The organism is Streptomyces sp. NPDC087263, from assembly GCF_044744645.1.
GTDB lineage: Bacteria > Actinomycetota > Actinomycetes > Streptomycetales > Streptomycetaceae > Streptomyces.
The window spans coordinates 90,809-109,305 of the sequence record NZ_JBIUYT010000001.1 but is presented as its reverse complement, the minus strand read 5'-3'; the positions used below and the strand labels follow the sequence as shown (position 1 = coordinate 109,305).

Annotated in this window: 16 protein-coding genes and 1 tRNA gene; 12 read left to right on the top strand and 5 right to left on the bottom strand. The window is 69.1% G+C overall.

Annotated features, from left to right (window positions below; genetic code table 11):
* Nucleotides 1-79: 79 nt before the first annotated feature.
* Together ACIPC1_RS00505 and ACIPC1_RS00500 are read left to right on the top strand one after the other, a co-directional pair.
* Complete coding sequence (locus ACIPC1_RS00505; protein ID WP_402512028.1) at nt 80-829, top strand: SDR family oxidoreductase; 750 nt, start codon at nt 80-82, stop codon at nt 827-829.
* A 1-nt stretch (nt 830) separates the two neighbouring features.
* Nucleotides 831-1,748, top strand: a complete 918-nt coding sequence (locus tag ACIPC1_RS00500; RefSeq protein ID WP_402512027.1) for an SDR family oxidoreductase — start codon at nt 831-833, stop codon at nt 1,746-1,748.
* Nucleotides 1,749-1,966: 218 nt separating this feature from the next.
* Here ACIPC1_RS00500 and ACIPC1_RS00495 read toward each other — a convergent pair whose 3' ends face one another.
* Together ACIPC1_RS00495 and ACIPC1_RS00490 are read right to left on the bottom strand one after the other, a co-directional pair.
* Nucleotides 1,967-2,713, bottom strand: a complete 747-nt coding sequence (locus ACIPC1_RS00495) for an ankyrin repeat domain-containing protein (protein ID WP_402512025.1) — start codon at nt 2,711-2,713, stop codon at nt 1,967-1,969.
* Nucleotides 2,714-2,804: 91 nt separating this feature from the next.
* Nucleotides 2,805-3,701 carry a hypothetical protein gene (locus ACIPC1_RS00490; protein WP_402512023.1) on the bottom strand — a complete coding sequence of 299 codons (897 nt, stop codon included), beginning with the start codon at nt 3,699-3,701 and terminating at the stop codon, nt 2,805-2,807.
* Nucleotides 3,702-3,977: 276 nt separating this feature from the next.
* Here ACIPC1_RS00490 and ACIPC1_RS00485 point away from each other — a divergent pair, with 276 nt between their 5' ends.
* From ACIPC1_RS00485 to ACIPC1_RS00455, 7 genes are all read left to right on the top strand, one after another.
* Complete coding sequence (locus tag ACIPC1_RS00485) at nt 3,978-4,760, top strand: S1 family peptidase (RefSeq protein ID WP_402513334.1); 783 nt, start codon at nt 3,978-3,980, stop codon at nt 4,758-4,760.
* 274 nt (nt 4,761-5,034) lie between these two features.
* Entirely contained in the window at nt 5,035-5,487 is a 453-nt protein-coding gene (locus tag ACIPC1_RS00480) for a GNAT family N-acetyltransferase (protein ID WP_402512020.1), read from the top strand.
* Between the two features lie 114 nt (nt 5,488-5,601).
* On the top strand, nt 5,602-5,970 hold the full coding sequence (locus ACIPC1_RS00475) for a chorismate mutase (RefSeq protein WP_402512019.1): 369 nt from the start codon (nt 5,602-5,604) through the stop codon (nt 5,968-5,970).
* Between the two features lie 139 nt (nt 5,971-6,109).
* Nucleotides 6,110-6,661: a two-component system response regulator gene (locus ACIPC1_RS00470; RefSeq protein WP_402512018.1), complete on the top strand. Its 552-nt coding sequence runs from the start codon at nt 6,110-6,112 to the stop codon at nt 6,659-6,661.
* Nucleotides 6,662-6,718: 57 nt separating this feature from the next.
* Nucleotides 6,719-9,298: an aminopeptidase N gene (gene pepN, locus ACIPC1_RS00465; protein ID WP_402512016.1), complete on the top strand. Its 2,580-nt coding sequence runs from the start codon at nt 6,719-6,721 to the stop codon at nt 9,296-9,298.
* A 354-nt stretch (nt 9,299-9,652) separates the two neighbouring features.
* On the top strand, nt 9,653-11,020 hold the full coding sequence (locus tag ACIPC1_RS00460) for a pyridoxal phosphate-dependent decarboxylase family protein (RefSeq protein ID WP_402512014.1): 1,368 nt from the start codon (nt 9,653-9,655) through the stop codon (nt 11,018-11,020).
* Entirely contained in the window at nt 11,017-12,435 is a 1,419-nt protein-coding gene (locus ACIPC1_RS00455) for a lysine N(6)-hydroxylase/L-ornithine N(5)-oxygenase family protein (RefSeq protein ID WP_402512012.1), read from the top strand. The genes ACIPC1_RS00460 and ACIPC1_RS00455 overlap by 4 nt, the downstream gene beginning before the upstream one ends.
* Before the next feature lie 13 nt (nt 12,436-12,448).
* Here the strand turns inward: ACIPC1_RS00455 and ACIPC1_RS00450 are convergent, their stop codons facing one another.
* A complete protein-coding gene (locus ACIPC1_RS00450; protein WP_402512009.1) occupies nt 12,449-14,254 on the bottom strand; it encodes a bifunctional metallophosphatase/5'-nucleotidase in 1,806 nt (601 codons plus the stop codon).
* Between the two features lie 139 nt (nt 14,255-14,393).
* Here ACIPC1_RS00450 and ACIPC1_RS00445 point away from each other — a divergent pair, with 139 nt between their 5' ends.
* Nucleotides 14,394-15,110 (top strand): SIMPL domain-containing protein, encoded by a 717-nt coding sequence (locus tag ACIPC1_RS00445; protein WP_402512007.1) that lies wholly within the window; start codon nt 14,394-14,396, stop codon nt 15,108-15,110.
* 175 nt (nt 15,111-15,285) lie between these two features.
* Nucleotides 15,286-16,722 carry a pyruvate kinase gene (gene pyk / locus ACIPC1_RS00440; protein WP_402512004.1) on the top strand — a complete coding sequence of 479 codons (1,437 nt, stop codon included), beginning with the start codon at nt 15,286-15,288 and terminating at the stop codon, nt 16,720-16,722.
* A 10-nt stretch (nt 16,723-16,732) separates the two neighbouring features.
* Here the strand turns inward: pyk and ACIPC1_RS00435 are convergent, their stop codons facing one another.
* Nucleotides 16,733-17,521, bottom strand: a complete 789-nt coding sequence (locus tag ACIPC1_RS00435) for a helix-turn-helix domain-containing protein (protein ID WP_402512002.1) — start codon at nt 17,519-17,521, stop codon at nt 16,733-16,735.
* Between the two features lie 88 nt (nt 17,522-17,609).
* Nucleotides 17,610-17,692: transfer RNA gene (locus tag ACIPC1_RS00430), tRNA-Leu, on the bottom strand.
* 100 nt (nt 17,693-17,792) lie between these two features.
* On the opposite strand from ACIPC1_RS00430, the gene ACIPC1_RS00425 reads away from it, so the two are divergent.
* Entirely contained in the window at nt 17,793-18,449 is a 657-nt protein-coding gene (locus tag ACIPC1_RS00425) for an ANTAR domain-containing response regulator (RefSeq protein WP_402511999.1), read from the top strand.
* Nucleotides 18,450-18,497 lie beyond the last annotated feature (48 nt).

Genomic DNA, 18,497 nt, shown 5'->3' with positions numbered 1-18,497 from the left:
CCTTCGGCTATCTTTCCACCAAACGTTTGTTAGGTGAGATTTCGAAGCTAGCAGCGAATGCAGCCCAGCGGGAGGCCCTGTGGACAACGCGGATCTCGACGGCAGGTCCGTCGTCGTCACGGGCGGTACCCGCGGGGTCGGCGCCGGGATCGCGCGGGCCTTCGTGCGGGCGGGCGCCGAGGTCGTGGTCTGCGCGCGCAGGCCGCCCGAAGTACCGGTCGAGGGCGCCGCGTTCACGTCCGTGGACCTACGGAACCCGCCCGCCGTCCGCGACTTCTTCGACGCCCTGCCCCGGCTCGACGTCCTGGTCAACAACGCGGGCGGCTCCCCCTACCGGCCACTCGCGGAATCGGACGCCGAACGCCACGCGCGCGTGATCGAGCTCAACCTCACCGCGCCGCTGACCGCCTCGCTCGCCGCGTACCGCCACCTCCAGCGGGCCAGGGGCTCGATCGTGATGATCGGCAGTGTGAGCGGGACGCGGCCGTCGCCCGGCACGGCGGCGTACGGGGCGGCCAAGGCGGGCCTGGAGAACCTGGCCCGTTCGATGGCCGTCGAGTGGGCCCCCGACGTCCGGGTCAACACCCTCGTCGTCGGCATGGTCCGCACCGAACGTTCGTACCTGCACTACGGCGACGAGGACGCCGTCGCCGCCGTCTCCCGGACCGTGCCGCTGGGCCGCCTCGCCGAGCCGTACGACGTCGGAGAGGCCGCCGTCTTCCTCGCCTCGGACGCCGCCGCGTACATCAGCGGGGCGAGTCTGCTCGTCCACGGAGGGGGCGAACGGCCCGCCTTCCTCGATGCCGCAACCGCCAACAAGGAGAGCTGAGATGAGTGGACCGCTGCTGTGCGAGGGGCGTGTCGTCGTCGTCACGGGTGCGGGGCGCGGGCTCGGCCGGGCGCACGCGCGCGCATACGCCACCGAGGGCGCGCATGTCGTCGTCAACGACCTCGGTGTCGGTCCGGACGGCACGCCCGGCCCCGACTCTCCCGCCGGGCAGGTCGTCGATGAGATCCGCTTCGCGGGCGGGGTGGCGGTGGCCCACGGCGGCGACGTCGCGACCGCCGAGGGCGCCGCGTCCCTCGTACACACCGCTCTTGAGACGTACGGGCGCCTCGACACCCTCGTCAACAACGCCGGGTTCCTGCGGGACCGGATGCTGGTCAACCTCGAAGAGGACGACTGGGATGCCGTGATGCGGGTCCATCTGAAGGGGCACTTTCTGCCGTTGAAGCACGCGGCGGCGTACTGGCGGGCGGAGGCCAGGGCCGGGCGGCCGCCGCTGGCCCGGGTGGTGAACACCAGTAGTGGAGCCGGCCTGTTGGGGTCCGTCGGGCAGGGGAACTACAGCGCCGCCAAGGCCGGCGTCGTCGGGCTGACGCTCGTCGCCGCCGCCGAGTTGGGGCGGTACGGCGTTCAGGTCAACGCGGTTGCTCCCGCGGCGCGGACACGGATGACCGAGGGGGCGTTCGCGTCGGCGATGGCCGCGCCCGACGACGGCTCCTTCGATGCGATGGCTCCCGAGAACGTGTCGCCTTTGGTGGTGTGGCTCGGTTCCGCCGCGAGCGCAGGTGTCACCGGGAGGGTCTTCGAGGCCGAGGGAGGGCGGATCACCGTGATGGAGGGGTGGCGGGCGGGGCCCGGTGTGGACAAGGGGGCGCGGTGGACTCCGTCGGAGGCCGGGGACGCCGCGTTGAAGTTGTTGGCGGGGGCGGAGGTGCCCGGGGTGGTGTACGGGGTGGAGTGACGTGCGTTTTCTCGCCCCCTCCGCCCCTGCCCGTCCCTTGCCCCTGGGGCTCCGCCCCCAGACCCCCGCTGTCGCGCTGAACGCGCTCGTCCTCAAACGCCGGACGGGCTAGGGGGTAGCCCCTCCGGCGTTTGAGGAGTGGGGGTTTGGGGGCGGAGCCCCCAAGGGACGGGAACGGGCAGGGGCGGAGGGGGCGAGAAACTTCTCCCAGCCCCCGCTCAGGAACCCGTGCTGCGCAGGACCGCTTCCAGCAGTGTGGCTATTTCGAGGTGTCCCGTCTGCTGGTCGTTCCCCGCTACGGGGCGGCCTTGGGGGTCGAGGAGCTGGACCTCGATGATGACGCCGCCGTCGTCCGGGTAGCGGTGGGTGACGAAGCGGCAGCCGGGGCCGTAGGCCTGCTCCAGGCCTGCGCGGAGTTCGGCCTCCACATCGAGGGTCAGCCAGCGGCGCGCCTCCGCGAGGGCCTCGGACCGGGCCTGCGCACCGTGCGTGAGGAGAGCCCGTACACATCCCGGGGAACCCCGGCGCGCGGCCGCCACCAGTGGGGGCTCGCCGGTCGGCCCGGGCCGGTCCGGGCTCGCGCCGCCCCCGAGGAGGGCCTCGGTCACCGCGACATGCCCGCACCGCAGCGCCCACGCCAGCGCGGTGAACCCGTGCTCCTCCACCGTGTCGGGATTGGCCCCGGCCGACAGCAGGGCCCGTACGACCTCCGTGTGCCCGCCGCACGCCGCCCCGCACAGGGGAGCGTCGGAGCCCGCGCTGAGCCGGTCGGGCGCGGCGCCGGCCGCAAGCAGTAGCCGTACGATGTCGGGCTGGTCGCTGACCGCCGCCAGGTACAGCACCGTCTGGCCGTCCTCGTCCACGGACTCCGGATCCGCGCCGGAACGCAGCAGCCGTACGACCGCGTCCTCGTCACCCTCGTACACAGCGGTGAAGACGAGCGCCGCGGGGTCGTTCTTGCTCATCCTTCGACCCTCGCTCTCGAAGGGCGCCCGAGGCAAAGGCTTTTGGGGTGTTCTGCCTCACTCCTCCCACTCCTCCCACCCCTCTCGGTTCCTACGTGTCGCACTCCAGCACCGTCCGGCACAGCGCGCAGCGTGCCCGTACCCGGCCGCGTACCGGCACCCTGATCCGCTGATGGCAGGTCGGGCAGGGGAATGACACGCCCAGCGGGCCGCGACCGTCGGCGCTGAAGGTGTAGGGGACGCCGGAGGGTGAGCCGTGGCCGGGATGGTCCTGGGCGTAGCGGCGGTCCTTGGCGTAGCGGCGGCGGCCCGCCCAGCCGGCCGCGGTCAGCGGCTGCTGCTGCTCGTCGCGGCGGGCCTGGGCCATGCCCTTGGTGTACGCCGTGTACGCCTGGGGGCTGGTGAACCAGATCGCGGGGTCCTCGCCGAAGACCAGGGCGCGCTTGGCGAGGACGTATCCGAACTCCTCCGGCGTCAGATAGCCGAGCTTCTGCGAGGAGGCCGCGTCCTCGCGGTAGGCGTCGAGAAGGAGCCAGCCGGCGCCGAGGTAGGCCGCCGCGGTGTCCGTCAGGATCTCGGTGTCCCGGGTGCCGGGGAAGGCGAGGTCCAGGCGGTGCAGGTAGACGTGCATGACCTCGTGGGCGAGGGCGGCACCGATGTCCCGGCGGTGGGTACGGAACCGGTCGTTGAGCTCGATGAAGTACTCGGGGCCCGCGGCGAGTTCGACGTTCGCCGCGTGGGTCATCTCGCGGAAGCCGATGATCATCCGGGCGTCCGGCAGCCGGTAGTGCCGCACCATCTCGCGGGCCACGCGCTGGGCGCCCAGATGCAGGTCGTCGCTGTCACTGAAGGCCACGTCGGCGGGGGCCACGCTGGTCGCGAAGGTGCGGACGGTGTCGTACGAGAGGCGTCTGTAGAGCGCGGTGATCGAGGCCCGCACCGTGTCGAGGTGCGGGAAGCCGTGCTCGACGGGTCCGCCGTTCGCCACGTCCGCACCCCCTGAAGACGCCGGAACCGACTTCCACTGTAGGCCGGGGTTCCGTCGGGCGGCGGAGTGCGGACGAGGGCGGCGAACCGGACATGGCCAAAATGAGCCCCTTGCCGGGGTCGTGGCGCGCTCTCCATAATCCGCAACAGCTTGGCAGGAACATGCCAGGCACCTCGGGTCGGTCGGCGCTATCGGTGCCGCGTCCCAGTGCTGTGCGTGACGTGCGGCCCCCCGCCGCACGTTCAACCCCCCACGAAGGGAAGCACGTTGAAGTTCCTGAAGAAGTTCACCGGCGTCAAGAGAACGCTCGCCATCGGTGCCGTCCTCCTCGCGGCCGTCTCCCTCCAGCCCCTCTCCACCGCACAGGCCGCACCCGCGCCCGTCATCGGTGGAACCCGGGCCGCGCAGGGCGAGTTCCCGTTCATGGTCCGGCTCTCCATGGGCTGTGGCGGCGCGCTCTACACCCAGCAGATCGTGCTCACCGCCGCGCACTGCGTGAGCGGCACCGGCGCCAACACCAGCATCACCGCCACCGCCGGCGTCGTCGACCTCCAGTCCACCACCGGTCGGGTCCAGGTCAAGTCCACCTACGTCTACCGGGCCCCCGGCTACACCGGCGCCGGCAAGGACTGGGCGCTCATCAAGCTCGCCTCGCCCATCACCACCCAGTCCACCCTGAAGATCGCCACCACCACGACGTACAACACCGGCACCTTCACCATCGCCGGCTGGGGATCGGCCAGTGAGGGCGGCGCCCAGCAGCGCTACCTGCTGAAGGCGACCGTGCCCTTCATCAGTGACGCCACCTGTCGCGCCTACAGCGGCTACAGCGGTCTGGTCGCCAGCGACGAGATCTGCGCCGGCTACGCCGCGGGCGGCGTCGACACCTGCCAGGGCGACTCAGGCGGCCCGATGTTCCGCCGGGACAGCGCCAACGCCTGGATCCAGGTCGGCATCGTCAGCTGGGGCATAGGCTGCGCCCGGGCCAACGCCCCCGGCGTCTACTCCGAGGTCTCGACCTTCGCGTCGGCCATCGCCAGCGCCGCGGCGACTCTCTGATCCCTGACTCTGCGCCGGCACACGCCTGTTCGTGGGCGTCCGCGACCTGTTCTGGTGTCGCGGGCGCCCTGGCGCATGCACCCGGCTGTGGGTCTCGGGCTGTACGTCTCTGGCTGTGCGTCTCCGGCTGTACGTCTTCTGCTGTACGTCACTTGTTGTGCCTCTGGCTGTACGTCATTGGCTGTACGTCTCCGGCCGGGCGCATCCCGCCGTGCGTGCGGGCCGCAGGAAGGGCGTTCGGACCCTGGCCCCCGAGGCTGAGATACTCCGCGCCATGAGTACCGCACATCAGCCACCCGTACCCGCGTCGTTGCAGGTCGGCGGCAAGGACGAGGCCCTGCAACAGTGCCTCGACGACGAGTTGACCGCCTTCAACGGCCGCGCCACCGGCGCCGGGGAGCCGGTCCCGCTCTCCGTCCGGGTGACCGACTCCGCGGGCGACCTCGTCGGCGGCCTCACCGCCTGGGCCTGGGGCAGCCTCTGCGCCATCGACATGCTGTGGGTGCGCGAGGACCAGCGGCACGCGGGCTGGGGGAGCAAGCTGCTGCGGGCGGCCGAGGAGGAGGGCGCCCGGCGGGGCTGCACCGAGGTGATCGTCTCCTCCTTCACCTTCCAGGCCCCCGGCTTCTACCAAGGGCACGGCTACCGAGAGACGGGCCGCACGGAAGGTATTCCGGGCGGTCATCAGGACGTGCACTTCCACAAGGCGCTGAAGACCGATCACTGATAGCCGCAGGGCACGCGGGAGCAACCGCGGAGTATGCGGGAACCTCCGCACAGCACGTGGGAACACCCGCCCGCCCCGTGGAGAGCCTCCGCACGCCCCTTAGGGTTGGTCCCCATGACCACCAGTAACACCAACGAGACGGCCGGCGGCGTGGCCGGCCAGGTCGACCCGGGCGTCCGCGCCGAACTCGACCGGCTGCGCGACAGCATCGACAACATCGACGCCGCCGTCGTGCACATGCTCGCCGAGCGCTTCAAATGCACCCAGCAGGTCGGCCACCTCAAGGCCGCCCACCAACTGCCGCCCGCCGACCCGGCCCGTGAGTCCGCCCAGATCGCCCGACTGCGCCGGCTCGCCGAGAACGCCAAACTGGATCCGGCCTTCGCCGAAAAATTGCTCAATTTCATCATCGCCGAGGTCATCCGCCACCACGAGCGCATCGCGGACGGCGTCGACGGCCCTGCAACGGCGACGGGGGAGTGACACCGGGCGGTCCGACCGGGCATCCTGCGCTGAGCACTCTGCGCCGCCTTCGATTCGAGCACTCCTTGTCAACCACGGGCACACGTCGTGAGTCCGTACGGGCATAAGCTGGTATGTCCAAACGAGGGGACGTCGGGCCATGCCTTCGGACGCCAAGATCCTCATCGTCGACGACCATGAGGACACGCTGTACGCCCTGGAGAGCGCGCTGGCCCCGCTGGGCTACCTCCTGTCCCGGGCGACCAGCGGCGACGAGGCACTCAAGGAGGTCCTGCGCGGCCAGGTCGGACTGCTCGTCCTTGACGTGCGTATGCCCGGCGTCAGCGGCCTCGACGTCGTGCGCTACATGCAACGCCTGGAACAGACCCAGCACATCCCCGTCCTCCTGGTCACCGGCTTCGGCCCCGACGCCGAACTGACCTCCGCCGCCTTCGGCCTCGGCGTCGCCGACCTGGTCATGAAACCCATCGACCCCTGGGCGCTGCGCACCAAGGTCCGCTACCTGTACGACACCCACCGCCGCTACCTGAGGCTGGAACGCGAAGTGCGCGAACTGCGCGCCCTGGTCAAGGAACACACCCCGGACCCCGCCCCTGCGCACCCTGACACCCGCGTACCCCTCCAGCGCGACGCCCACCACGGGAAGCTGGAGCAGGACCAGACCTCGTGGTCCTCCGGAAACGGGGCGTAAAAGCCGTATACCGGTCCACCCCTGTGCGCTGTCGGACGCATCAGGCAGCATGTCCTCATGTCCGTACTGACGCGCGACGAAGCGCAGACCCGTGCCAAGCTCCTCGACGTCCACCACTACGGGATCGACCTCGACCTGACCGGCGGGGACGACACCTTCGACTCCAGGACCGTCATCCGCTTCACCGCCCGCGCCGACGCGGACACCTTCGTCGAGCTGAAGCCCGCCGAGCTGCGCTCCGTCACCCTCGACGGACAGCCCCTCGCCCCCGAGACCCTCGACGAGAACCGGCTGCCGCTCAAGGGCCTGACCGCCGGTGAGCACGTACTGCGCGTCGACGCGGCGATGCGCTACTCCCGCACCGGCGAGGGCATGCACCGCTTCACCGACCCCGCCGACGGCCAGACCTACCTCTACACCCAGCTGTTCATGGAAGACGTCCAGCGCGTCTTCGCCGCCTTCGACCAGCCCGACCTGAAGGCCGTCTTCGAACTGACCGTCACCGCCCCCGAGGGCTGGACCGTCCTCGCCAACGGCGTCACCGAACACCTGGGCAAGGGCCGCTGGGAAGCCGCCGCCACCCCGCTCATCTCCACCTACCTCGTCGCCGTCGCCGCAGGCCCCTGGCACTCCGTACGCACCGAACACCGCGGCCTCCCCTTCGGCATCCACTGCCGCCGCTCACTGGCCCCCCACCTGGACGCCGACGCCGACGAGATCCTCGACATCACCCGCGCCTGCTTCGACCGCTACCACGAGAAGTTCGACGAGCCCTACCCCTTCGACTCCTACGACCAGGCGTTCGTCCCCGAGTTCAACGCCGGAGCCATGGAGAACCCCGGACTCGTCACCTTCCGCGACGAGTTCATCTACCGCTCCGCCGTCACCGACACCGAGCGCCAGACCCGCGCCATGGTCATCGCCCACGAAATGGCCCACATGTGGTTCGGCGACCTCGTCACCCTGCGCTGGTGGGACGACATCTGGCTGAACGAGTCCTTCGCCGAGTACATGGGCTACCAGACCCTCACCGAAGCCACCCGATTCACCCAGACCTGGACCGACTTCGGCGTCACCCGCAAACCCTGGGGCTACGACGCCGACCAGCGCCCCTCCACCCACCCCGTCGCCCCCGACCCGGACGCCGTCCCCGACACCGCCTCCGCCATGCTCAACTTCGACGGCATCTCCTACGCCAAGGGCGCCTCCGCACTACGCCAACTCGTCGCCTGGCTCGGCGAGAAGGACTTCCTCGCCGGCATCAACACCCACTTCGCCCGCCACAAGTTCGGCAACGCCACCCTCGCCGACTTCATCGACTCCCTCGCCGGAGCGACCGAACGGGACGTACACGCCTGGGCGAAGGCCTGGCTGCGCACCACCGGCGTCGACACCCTCACCCCCGAAGTCCGAGCCGAGAACGGAAACTGGCACCTCGACATCGGGCACGAGAGCAGTGGCGGAGTCTGGTCCAAGCCCGACGCCGCCAAGGACCGCAACGGCCTCAAGCACCTCACCACGCGCAAGTCGCCCGGCGGCAGGCGCCCGCACCGCATCACCATCGGCGTCTACGACCACGACCTCCACGACGCGAGCCTGCTGACCCTGCGCAGCCGACTGGAGGCGGACCTCCCCGCCACCGGCAACATCGGCATCAGCACCGCCGGCCCACGCCCCGCCCTCGTCCTCCTCAACGACGGCGACCTCACCTACGCCAAGGTCCGCTTCGACGCCGAGTCCCTCGACGCCGTCCGCACCCGTCTCTCCGGCCTGCCCGACCCGCTCACCCGTGCCGTCGTCTGGAACGCCCTGCGCGACGCCGTACGCGACGGCGAACTCCCCGCCATGGCCTACCTGGACGCCGCCCGCGCCCACCTCCCGCACGAGACCGACCTCGCCCTCGTCCAAGGCGTCCTGTCCTTCGCCGCCGCCCAGGTCGCCGACCGCTACCTGCCCGCCGAGGACCGGCCCAGCGCCCTCGCCACCCTCACCTCCCTGTGCCGCGACCTGCTCCGCCGCACCGAGGACGGCACCAACCCGGGCCTGCGCCTCACCGCCGTACGTCACTTCATCGACGTCGCCGCCCACCCCGACACCATCAGCGCCTGGTTCTCCGAGGGCACCGTCCCCGGCGGACCCGAACTCGACCCCGAGCTGCGCTGGCGCATCCTGGGCCGGCTCGCCGTCCACGGCGCGATCGACGACGCGGTCATCGACGCCGAACTCGTCCAGGACCCCAGCGCCGCCGGCCAGGAAGGCGCCGCCCGCTGCCGCGCCGCCCTGCCCGACCCGCAGGCCAAACGCGCCGCCTGGGAGTCGATGTTCGCCACCGACGACCTCTCCAACTACCTCTTCACCGCCACCGCCCAGGGCTTCTGGCAGCCCGAACAGGCCGACCTCGTCAGGGAGTACGTCGAGCGCTACTGGCCCGACGCCGTCGCCCTGGCCGCCCGCCGGGGCCCCGCCATCGCCGACGCCGCCGGCCACTGGGCCTTCCCCGTGTACGCCGTCACCCCGCACACCCTCGCCCTCGGCGAAGCCTGCCTCCGCGACGCCGACCCCATCCCGGCCCTGCGCCGCAAACTCGCCGACCAACTCGACGACCTGGAAAGGGCGTTGCGGGTCAGGGGGGCATAGGCCCCCGCGATCCCCGGCCCCGCTGTGGTGCGGGCCGGGGATCTTCTCGCCCCCGCCGCCCCCAAACCCCTGCTCCTCAAACGCCGGACGGGCTGTCTCCAGCCCGTCCGGCGTTTGAGGACGAGGCCGTTCAGGCCGATGCGGGGGTCTGGGGGCGGCAGCCCCCAGGAAGCAAGGGACGGGTAGGGGCGGCGGGGGCGAAAAACCCCTTAGCACCCCATCCGCTCCCACACATTTCCTCCGCACGGCAGTACCCCCTTTCGGGTCGGATCGTTGACCCTCGCGGGCGCGCCGACCCGATCCGCGTACAGGCTTGGACCCCACCCTGCCGCGCGCCCACCGGAGGACACCCCCATGAGCACGCCGCCCCTCGCCTCAGGACCCCAGGGCCCCGACGCCCTGCGGCCGTTGCTCGACACCGTGCTCGACGCCCTCCGCGAAGGCGGCGAGGCCAGGGGAGGACCACTGCCCGCCGGGGGACCGGAGGCGGTGGCGCGACGGCTGCGGGACGCGGTCGGGGACGTACTGCCCCGGCAGGGAACCCAAAACACCCTGCACACCCTCGTACGGGCCCTCGCCGAAGGCGCCGCAGACCCCGCCCACCCCCTGTGCGCCGCCCACCTCCACTGCCCACCCCTCGCCGTCGCCACCGCCGCAGACCTCGCCGCCTCCGCCCTCAACCCCTCCCTGGACTCCTGGGACCAGGCCCCCGCCGCCTCCGAACTGGAGGCACTCGTGACACGGGCGCTGGCGAGCGAAGTCGACGCGGCCGACGCACTCGTCACCGCCGGCGGCACCGAGTCCAACCAACTCGCCCTCCTCCTCGCCCGCGAAGCCCACCACGGCGCACACGGCGGCGTACGACTCGTGCACGGCGCCAACGCCCACCACTCCCTGCACCGCGCCGCCTGGCTCCTCGGCCTGCCCGACCCCGTCGTCGTCCCCGCCCCCGCCGGCACCATGGACCCCGCCGCCCTCGACGAAGCCCTCACCAAGCTGTGCGGCCCCCTGATCGTCGCCGCCACCGCCGGCACCACCGACGCCGGCCTCATCGACCCGCTCCCCGAGATCGCCGACCTCTGCGCCGCCCACGGCGCCCGCCTCCACATCGACGCCGCCTACGGCGGAGGCCTCCTCTTCAGCGACCGCCACCGCCACAAACTCGACGGACTCCAGCGCGCCGACACCATCACCCTCGACCTGCACAAACTCGGCTGGCAGCCCGTCGCCGCAGGCCTCCTCACCCTCCGCGACGCACACGACCTCACCGCACTGCAACACCACGCCGACTACCTCAACGCCGACGACGACACCGAAGCAGGCCTCCCCGACCTCCTCGGCCGCTCCCTGCGCACCACCCGACGCCCCGACATCCTCAAAATCGCCGTCACCCTCAAAACACTCGGGAGGGAAGGACTCGGCGCACTCGTCGACCAAGTCTGCGCCCGCGCCGCAGAGTTCGCCGACCTCGTCGCCACCCACCCCGGCTTCGAGCTCTACGACCGGCCGACCATCAGCACCGTCCTGTTCCGGCCCACCGAAGCCACGGACGACGCCGTCGCCGCCGTACGCCGCACCCTCCTGCACCAAGGACGCGCCGTCCTCGGGCGCGCCACCCTCGACGGCCGCCGCTGGCTCAAAGCCACCCTCCTCAACCCCCACACCCGGCCCGACGACCTGGCCACCCTCCTGAAACTGGTGGAAGGACACACACCCCGATGAGCCCGACGCCCAAGCCCCCACACCCCGCCACCGAAGCACCCCGCGACCTGGTGGGCATCGGCATCGGCCCCTTCAACCTCTCCCTCGCCGCCCTCGCCCAACCCCTCGCCGAACTCGACACCGTCTTCTACGAACAGCGCCCCGGCTTTGACTGGCACCCCGGCCTCCTCATCGACGGCGCCACCCTCCAAGTCCCCTTCCTCGCCGACCTGGTGACCCTCGCCGACCCCACCAGCCCCTGGTCCTTCCTCAACTACCTCAAAGCCCGCGACCGCCTCTTCCCCTTCTACTTCACCGAGCGCTTCCACATCCAGCGCGTCGAATACGACGCCTACTGCCGCTGGGTCGCCGACAGCCTCCCCGGACTCCACTTCGGCCACCAGGTCGACGCCGTCCGCTGGAACCCCGAACGTGCCCTCTTCGAAGTCGACTTCACCCAACTCGACACCGACGGAGAAGCCGAATCCCTCGGCCGCACCTACACCCGCAACATCGTCCTCGGCGTCGGCACCGCCCCCAACATCCCCGACGCCCTCAAACCCCTCGTCGCAGCCCCCGGCGTACCCGTCATCCACGCCGCGGACTACCTCAAACACCGCGAACAGTTCCTCACCGCCGAACACATCACCGTCATCGGCGCCGGACAGTCAGGCGCCGAAGTCTTCCTCGACCTGCTGCGCAACCGACCCGCAGGCCGCGAGAAAATCCACTGGCTCGCCCGCACCGAAGCCTTCGCACCCATGGAGTACTCCAAGCTCGGCCTCGAACACTTCACCCCCGACTACACCCGCTACTTCCACCACCTCACCGAACCCGTACGCGACCGACTCGTCGCCGCCCAATGGCAACTCCACAAAGGCATCGACGCCGAAACCATCGCCGCCATCCACGACGAGCTCTACCGCCGCACCCTGCACGGCGGCTGGCCCGACGCCGTCCTCACCCCCGCCGTCACCGTCCGCACCGCAGGCCGCGTCGCCGCCACCAAAGTCGAACTCCACCTCGAACACACCCAACAAGGCGCCCGCTCCCGCCTCACCACCGACGCCGTCGTCCTCGCCACCGGCTACCGCGAACGCCCCCTCGGCCGCATCCTCGCCGGGCTCGACCCCTACCTCCGCCGCGACAGCTCCGAACGCCCCCGTATCGACGACCAGTTCCGCCTCATCCTCGACCCCTCCGTCACCGGCCACGTCCACGTCCAGAACGCCGAACTCCACACCCACGGCGTCGGCGCCCCCGACCTCGGCCTCGCCGCCTGGCGCAGCGCCACCATCCTCAACGCCCTGACCGGGAAAGACCCCTACCCCCTCCCCGACCGAACCGCCTTCACCACCTTCGGACTCACCCCACAACCCCAGATCCCGTCCGCCCGCCAGGAACGCGTCCTGATCCCCCTGGCAGACGGGATCTGAGACAAGCAAGGAATCAGAAGACCGGCGTACCGTCCCGCGTCAACTTCCAGTCCACCGAAGCGAACTCCGCCGGATCCAGCGAACCCTTCGCCGTCACCCACTCCGAGATCCGCGTGCGGATCTCCGTCGACTCCGACCACACCTCCGTCGCCGACGCCACATACGGGAACGCACCGCCGCCGTTCGCCCGGTAGTTGTTCACCGCCAGCACGAACCGCTGCGCGTCATCCAACGCAGCACCGTTGTACGCCAGGTTCTTGATCCGCGAACCCTCCGCCTGCGCGATGTCGATGTCGTACGTCAGACCCGACACATAGTCGTAGTTGTAATCCGGACGGTTGTTCGCGTTCGTCAGCTTCTCCACGTCGACCACCGCGCCCGCCGCCGTCTGCACGAAATAGTTCGCCGAATACTCCAGGTACGCCCGCACCTGCGCACCCGTCAGCACCTTCGCCACCAGCGTGTTGTCATACACATACAGGCTCGACAGATCCCGGATCGTCACATTCCCCGCCGGGATCTCCGACGTACGCGAGAACGGCGACGCCTGCGCGATCACCGGCAGCGACGCATACTCCGTACCCACCAACGCCGCCCTGACCACGTCCTCCTGCACCCTGGTGATCAGATCGATGATCGGAGCGTCCTTGTACCGCGCCTCCACCGTCGTCAACGTCTGAGTCGCCGTACCGACCACCTGGTTGACATACGCGACGACCACATCGTGCTCGTCCTTCAGCAACTTCGTGATCTTCGGGTCGTCGGCAACCGAGTTCGAGTTACGGACCGACGCCGCCACCGACTCGACCGACCACTTCCCCTTCTCGAAAACCAGCTCAATGTCGAAGAGGGACAGCCGCTCCGCGTACGCCAGCGGCTCCGACAGCACCACCGTCCTACCCGTCGCCGTGTTCGTGACCTTCAGCTCCGGAATCTCCACATGCGCGTGCCCGACCAGAATCGCGTCGATACCCGGCACCTGCTGCGCCACCAGCGCCGCCGAATTCTCGACATACGGCAACTGATCACCGTACGACGACGTGCCGGACGAACCCGAGTGCGCCGACACCACGACCACATCAGCACCCATCGACCGCAGCTTCGGCACCCACTTCGCCGCCTGCTCCTCCAGACCCGGGAACGTCAACTTCCCCTGGACATACGCCTTGTCCCAGATCGCGATACCCGGGTTCGTCAGACCGAGAACGGCGACCTTGACCGACGGCGCACCCTTCACGTGGAACGTCTTCATGAAGTACGGCGGGAAAGCCGGCTTCAGCGTCTTCGCGTCCAGCGCGTTCGCACCGAGGAGCGGGAAACGGCACTGCTCCTCGAACTTCCGCAGCGTCTCGATGCCGTAGTTGAACTCGTGGTTGCCAAGGGCCACCGCGTCATAGCCGATCGCGTTCATCGCCTGCGCCATCGGGTGGACCGGGCCGCCCTTCGCCGTGATCGGGTCGACCTTCGCGTAGTAATACGTCAGCGGAGTGCCCTGAATCGTGTCACCCGCGTCCAGAAGCAGCGTGTTCGCACGGCCCTTCTCCTTGCGGACCGCGTTCACCAGCGTCGAAATCCGCGCCAGCCCCTGCGCGTTGCCCGCCGTGTCCTTGTACTCCGCATCCTTGAAGTAGTCCCAGTTGAAAACATGACCGTGCAGATCGGTCGTGCCCATCACCGTCAGCGAGTACCGCTTCACGGGCCTCCCGCCCTTCTTCGCCTCAGCGGCCTGCGCGGCCGGAGCCGCCACCGCCCCGGCGAGCGCGACCCCCGCCCCCGTCACGGCGGACTTCTTCAGAAACCTACGGCGGTTCAACGACATCTCAGCGACTCCTCAGGAAACAAGCCAACGACGCGCGTAGATTCTGGCCCACCAGCCACCACCACAACAGGTCCAGAAGGTTTCGATCTGGTGACCTACCGCCACCACAACCGACCCCACCAGTGACAGAGTGGGACGTATGGCACCCACCGCAGAGGAACCCCAACCCGCCCTCCCCTACGGCACCCCCGACTCACCCCGCATCGCCGTCCGAGGCGAAGCCCACCTCGAAGTCGACCCCGAAATCGCCCGCATCGGCATCACCGTCAGCGCCCGCGGATCCGACCGACAAGGCGCCCTCATCGACCTCACCCGCCGCAACACCACCGCACTCGACCTCGTCAAAACCTACGGCGACGCCGTCGAACGCGTAGAAACCGGCGCCTTCTCCATCAGCCCCGAACTCACCAAACACGGCCGCGGCGAACGCATCCGCGCCTACCACGGCCGCGTCCACATCACCGCCGAACTCACCGACTTCACCGCCCTCGGCGAACTCACCACCCGACTCGCCGACCTCGACCTCACCCGCGTCGACGGCCCCTGGTGGGCCCTGCGCCCCGCCTCGCCCTCCCACCGCCAAGCCCGCCAACAAGCCGTCCGCGAAGCCGTCCAACGCGCCCGCGAATACGCCGAAGCCCTCGGCACCACCCTCGCCGCCCTCGTCGAACTCGCCGACATCGGCGCCGAAAACACCCAGCAATACCCCCGGGCCCCCGGCCGTGCCATGCGCTCCATGTCCTACGCCGCAGACACCGCCGACACCGAAGTCGCCGCCCTCGACCTCGAACCCCAACGCCAGCACGTCTACGCCCAGGTCAACGCCCGATTCACCATGGCACCACCCCAGCTGTAGCTCCAGCCGAAGATATTCGGAATTGTGCCCGAGGGGGCACGGAAAGCGACCCCCCGCGCTCATCAGAGCACCCCGGCGCACAATTCAACGCTTGTCAATAACCCTTCACACAAAGGTTGTTGAGTAGTCATGCGGCGCCAATTCCCTACCCGTCGGTAAGGCCTACGCTCGAAACATGCGCCGAGCAAAAATCGTCTGTACTTTGGGCCCCGCCACCGACTCGTACGACCAGATCAAGGCACTGGTCGACGCCGGAATGGACGTAGCCCGCTTCAACCTCAGCCACGGCACCTACGCCGACCACGAGGAGCGCTACCAGCGCGTACGAAAGGCCTCTGACGAGTCCGGCCGCAGCGTCGGCATCCTCGCCGACCTTCAAGGCCCGAAGATCCGACTCGGCCGCTTCACCGAAGGCCCCGTACTCCTTGAACGCGGAGACACCTTCACCATCACCGTCGAAGAAGGCGTCCAAGGCGACCGCCAGACCTGCGGAACGACCTACGACGGACTCGCCACCGACGTCACCACCGGCGAACGCATCCTCGTCGACGACGGCAAAGTCACCCTCGAAGTCACCTCCGTCGACGGCCCCCGCGTCCACACCACCGTCATCGAAGGCGGCATGGTCTCCGACCACAAAGGCCTCAACCTCCCCGGCGTCGCCGTCTCCGTCCCCGCACTCTCCGACAAGGACGAAGCAGACCTCCGCTGGGCCCTGCGCATCGGCTGCGACGTCATCGCGCTGTCCTTCGTCAGGAGCGGGAAGGACATCGACGACGTCCACCGCATCATGGACGAGGAAGGCCGCCGCCTCCCCGTCATCGCCAAGATCGAGAAGCCCCAGGCCGTCGACAACATCGACGACATCGTCGCCGCCTTCGACGGCATCATGGTCGCCCGCGGCGACCTCGGCGTCGAAATGCCCCTGGAACAGGTCCCGATCGTCCAAAAACGCGCCATCAAGCTCGCCAAGCGCAACGCCAAGCCCGTCATTGTCGCCACCCAGATGCTCGACTCGATGATCGAGAACTCCCGCCCCACCCGCGCCGAAGCCTCCGACGTCGCCAACGCCGTCATCGACGGCACGGACGCCGTGATGCTCTCCGGCGAGACGAGCGTCGGCAAGTACGCGATCGAGACCGTCCGCACGATGGGCCGCATCGTCGAGGCCGCCGAAGAGGACCTCCTCGACAAGGGCCTCCCGCCCCTCACCGAGCGCAACAAACCCCGCACCCAGGGCGGCGCCGTGGCCCGCGCCGCCGCCGAAATGGGCGATTTCCTCGGCGCCAAGTTCCTCGTCGCCTTCACCCAGTCCGGCGACACCGTCCGCCGCCTGTCCCGCTACCGGTCCCCGATCCCGCTCCTGGCCTTCACGCCGGCCCCGGAAACCCGCTCCCAGCTGAACCTGACCTGGGGCGTGGAAACCTTCCTCGGCCCCCACGTCGACTCCACGGACGCGATGGTCGACCAGGTCGACGAGCTGTTGTTGAAGTACGGCCGCTGCGAGAAGGGCGACATCGTCGTCATCACGGCGGGTTCGCCTCCCGGAGTCTCGGGCTCGACGAACCTCGTACGCATCCACCACATCGGCGAGGACGACAGTCCCAAGTAAGGGGGCTCCGTCAGTACTTGGGGCCTACGTGGGTGTCCATGAGGGCGACGGAGGTGTGGCGGGCGACGGAGATGTTGTAAGGGTTCCCGTGGCGGGTGCAGTGCGTCCAGTCGAGGCCTAGTTTGTCCAGGGTGTCTGTGTAGAGCGTGCGGATGTCGTCGGACACGTTGGTGAAGAAGTACCGGGGGTACTCGTAGCGCTTGCGCTCACCGCCGACGAGGCGCGTTGTCCAGTTGGTGATGCGGCAACCGTCGGAGTGGATGAGGCCTCGGATGAATTCCCAGGCGTGGGCGTCGACGATGTCTTGTTGCCAGGGTTCGAGGACGATCCGGCGGTCGTGCTTCTTGCCGGGGCCGTGCTGGGGGAACAGACAGGGCAGGTGCTTTGAGTAGACCTTCACGTTCCGACACCCGATTTTGCGGACGCGGCAGACGGAGTTGTCGGGGAAGACTGCTCGTATGGCTTGCTCGCAGTTGTCCATGAGCCCGGGCCATGATTCGTCGCAGGTGATCATGAGATTGGGCACGCGATGCCCGGAGTAGTGGCTGATGTGGCCGTCACCCAGATACAGGCCGAGCAGATAGCTGTACGCGGACTCGTCCAGCTCGCGGCCATCGCATCGGGGGCACTTCGGGTCGTGCTTCCCTGGACACTCGCCGCGTTTCGCGCGGTCCATGTGCTTCCAGTAGCTGACTGTGCCGAGCGGGACGTTGAATTTCCGTGCGACGTCCGCGTTACTCGCGCCGCTGCGCAGCAGTGTGAGCGCCTTTTGTCGCACCTCTGTGCCGTGAAAGGTCATGCGAGCACTCTGTGTCACCGATCGTGACCGTGTGCTCCAAAAAGTGGATGTTCACGAGAACGTGAGCATCCGCTTAGGGGGCAAAATGTGCCGGGTGCGGGATTCGAACCCGCAAGCCCTTTCAGGCAGAGGTGTTTGAGACCTCCGTGTATACCGTTCCACCAACCCGGCCTAAGTGGCTGCCCGGAAGCATACCGGGTCACCGCAGCTCGGTGCAGCTAGGTAGGCTCTGGGGGAGCAGCACCTGCCCGGCCCGCAACGAGGAGCCCCCGTGACCGCCCCCGAGTCGCCCCAGCCCGTAGACGCGCCCGACGACGACAAGTCGCACGTGCCTCCGCTGACGACCCGCGTCGTCATCGCTGAGGACGAGGCGCTGATTCGTCTCGACCTCAAGGAGATGCTGGAGGAAGAGGGCTACAGCGTCGTGGGCGAGGCGGGCGATGGTGAGCAGGCCATCGAGTTGGCGCGGAAGCACAAGCCTGATCTCGTGATCCTGGACGTGAAGATGCCCAAGCTCGATGGGATCTCGGCGGCGGAGAAGATCGCGGAAGAGGGCATCGCGCCGGTGCTGATGCTGACCGCGTTCTCGCAACGCGACCTGGTCGAGCGTGCGCGCGACGCCGGCGCGATGGCGTACCTCGTGAAGCCGTTCAGTAAGAGTGACGTGGTGCCGGCGATCGAGATGGCGGTGTCGCGGTTCACGGAGCTGAAGCAGCTGGAGCGGGAGGTCGCGGACCTCAGTCAGCGGCTGGAGACGCGGAAGCTGGTCGATCGGGCGAAGTCGGTTCTTCAGACGCAGTACGGGCTGACCGAGCCGGCCGCGTTCCGGTGGATTCAGAAGACGTCGATGGACCGGCGGATGTCGATGCAGCAGGTCGCTGAGGCGGTTATTCAGGACGCCGAGGAGAAGAAGTCCGCGAAGGACTAGTTGCCGGACCCCAGTACAGCGAGAGGCCCGCACCCCTGACAACAAGGG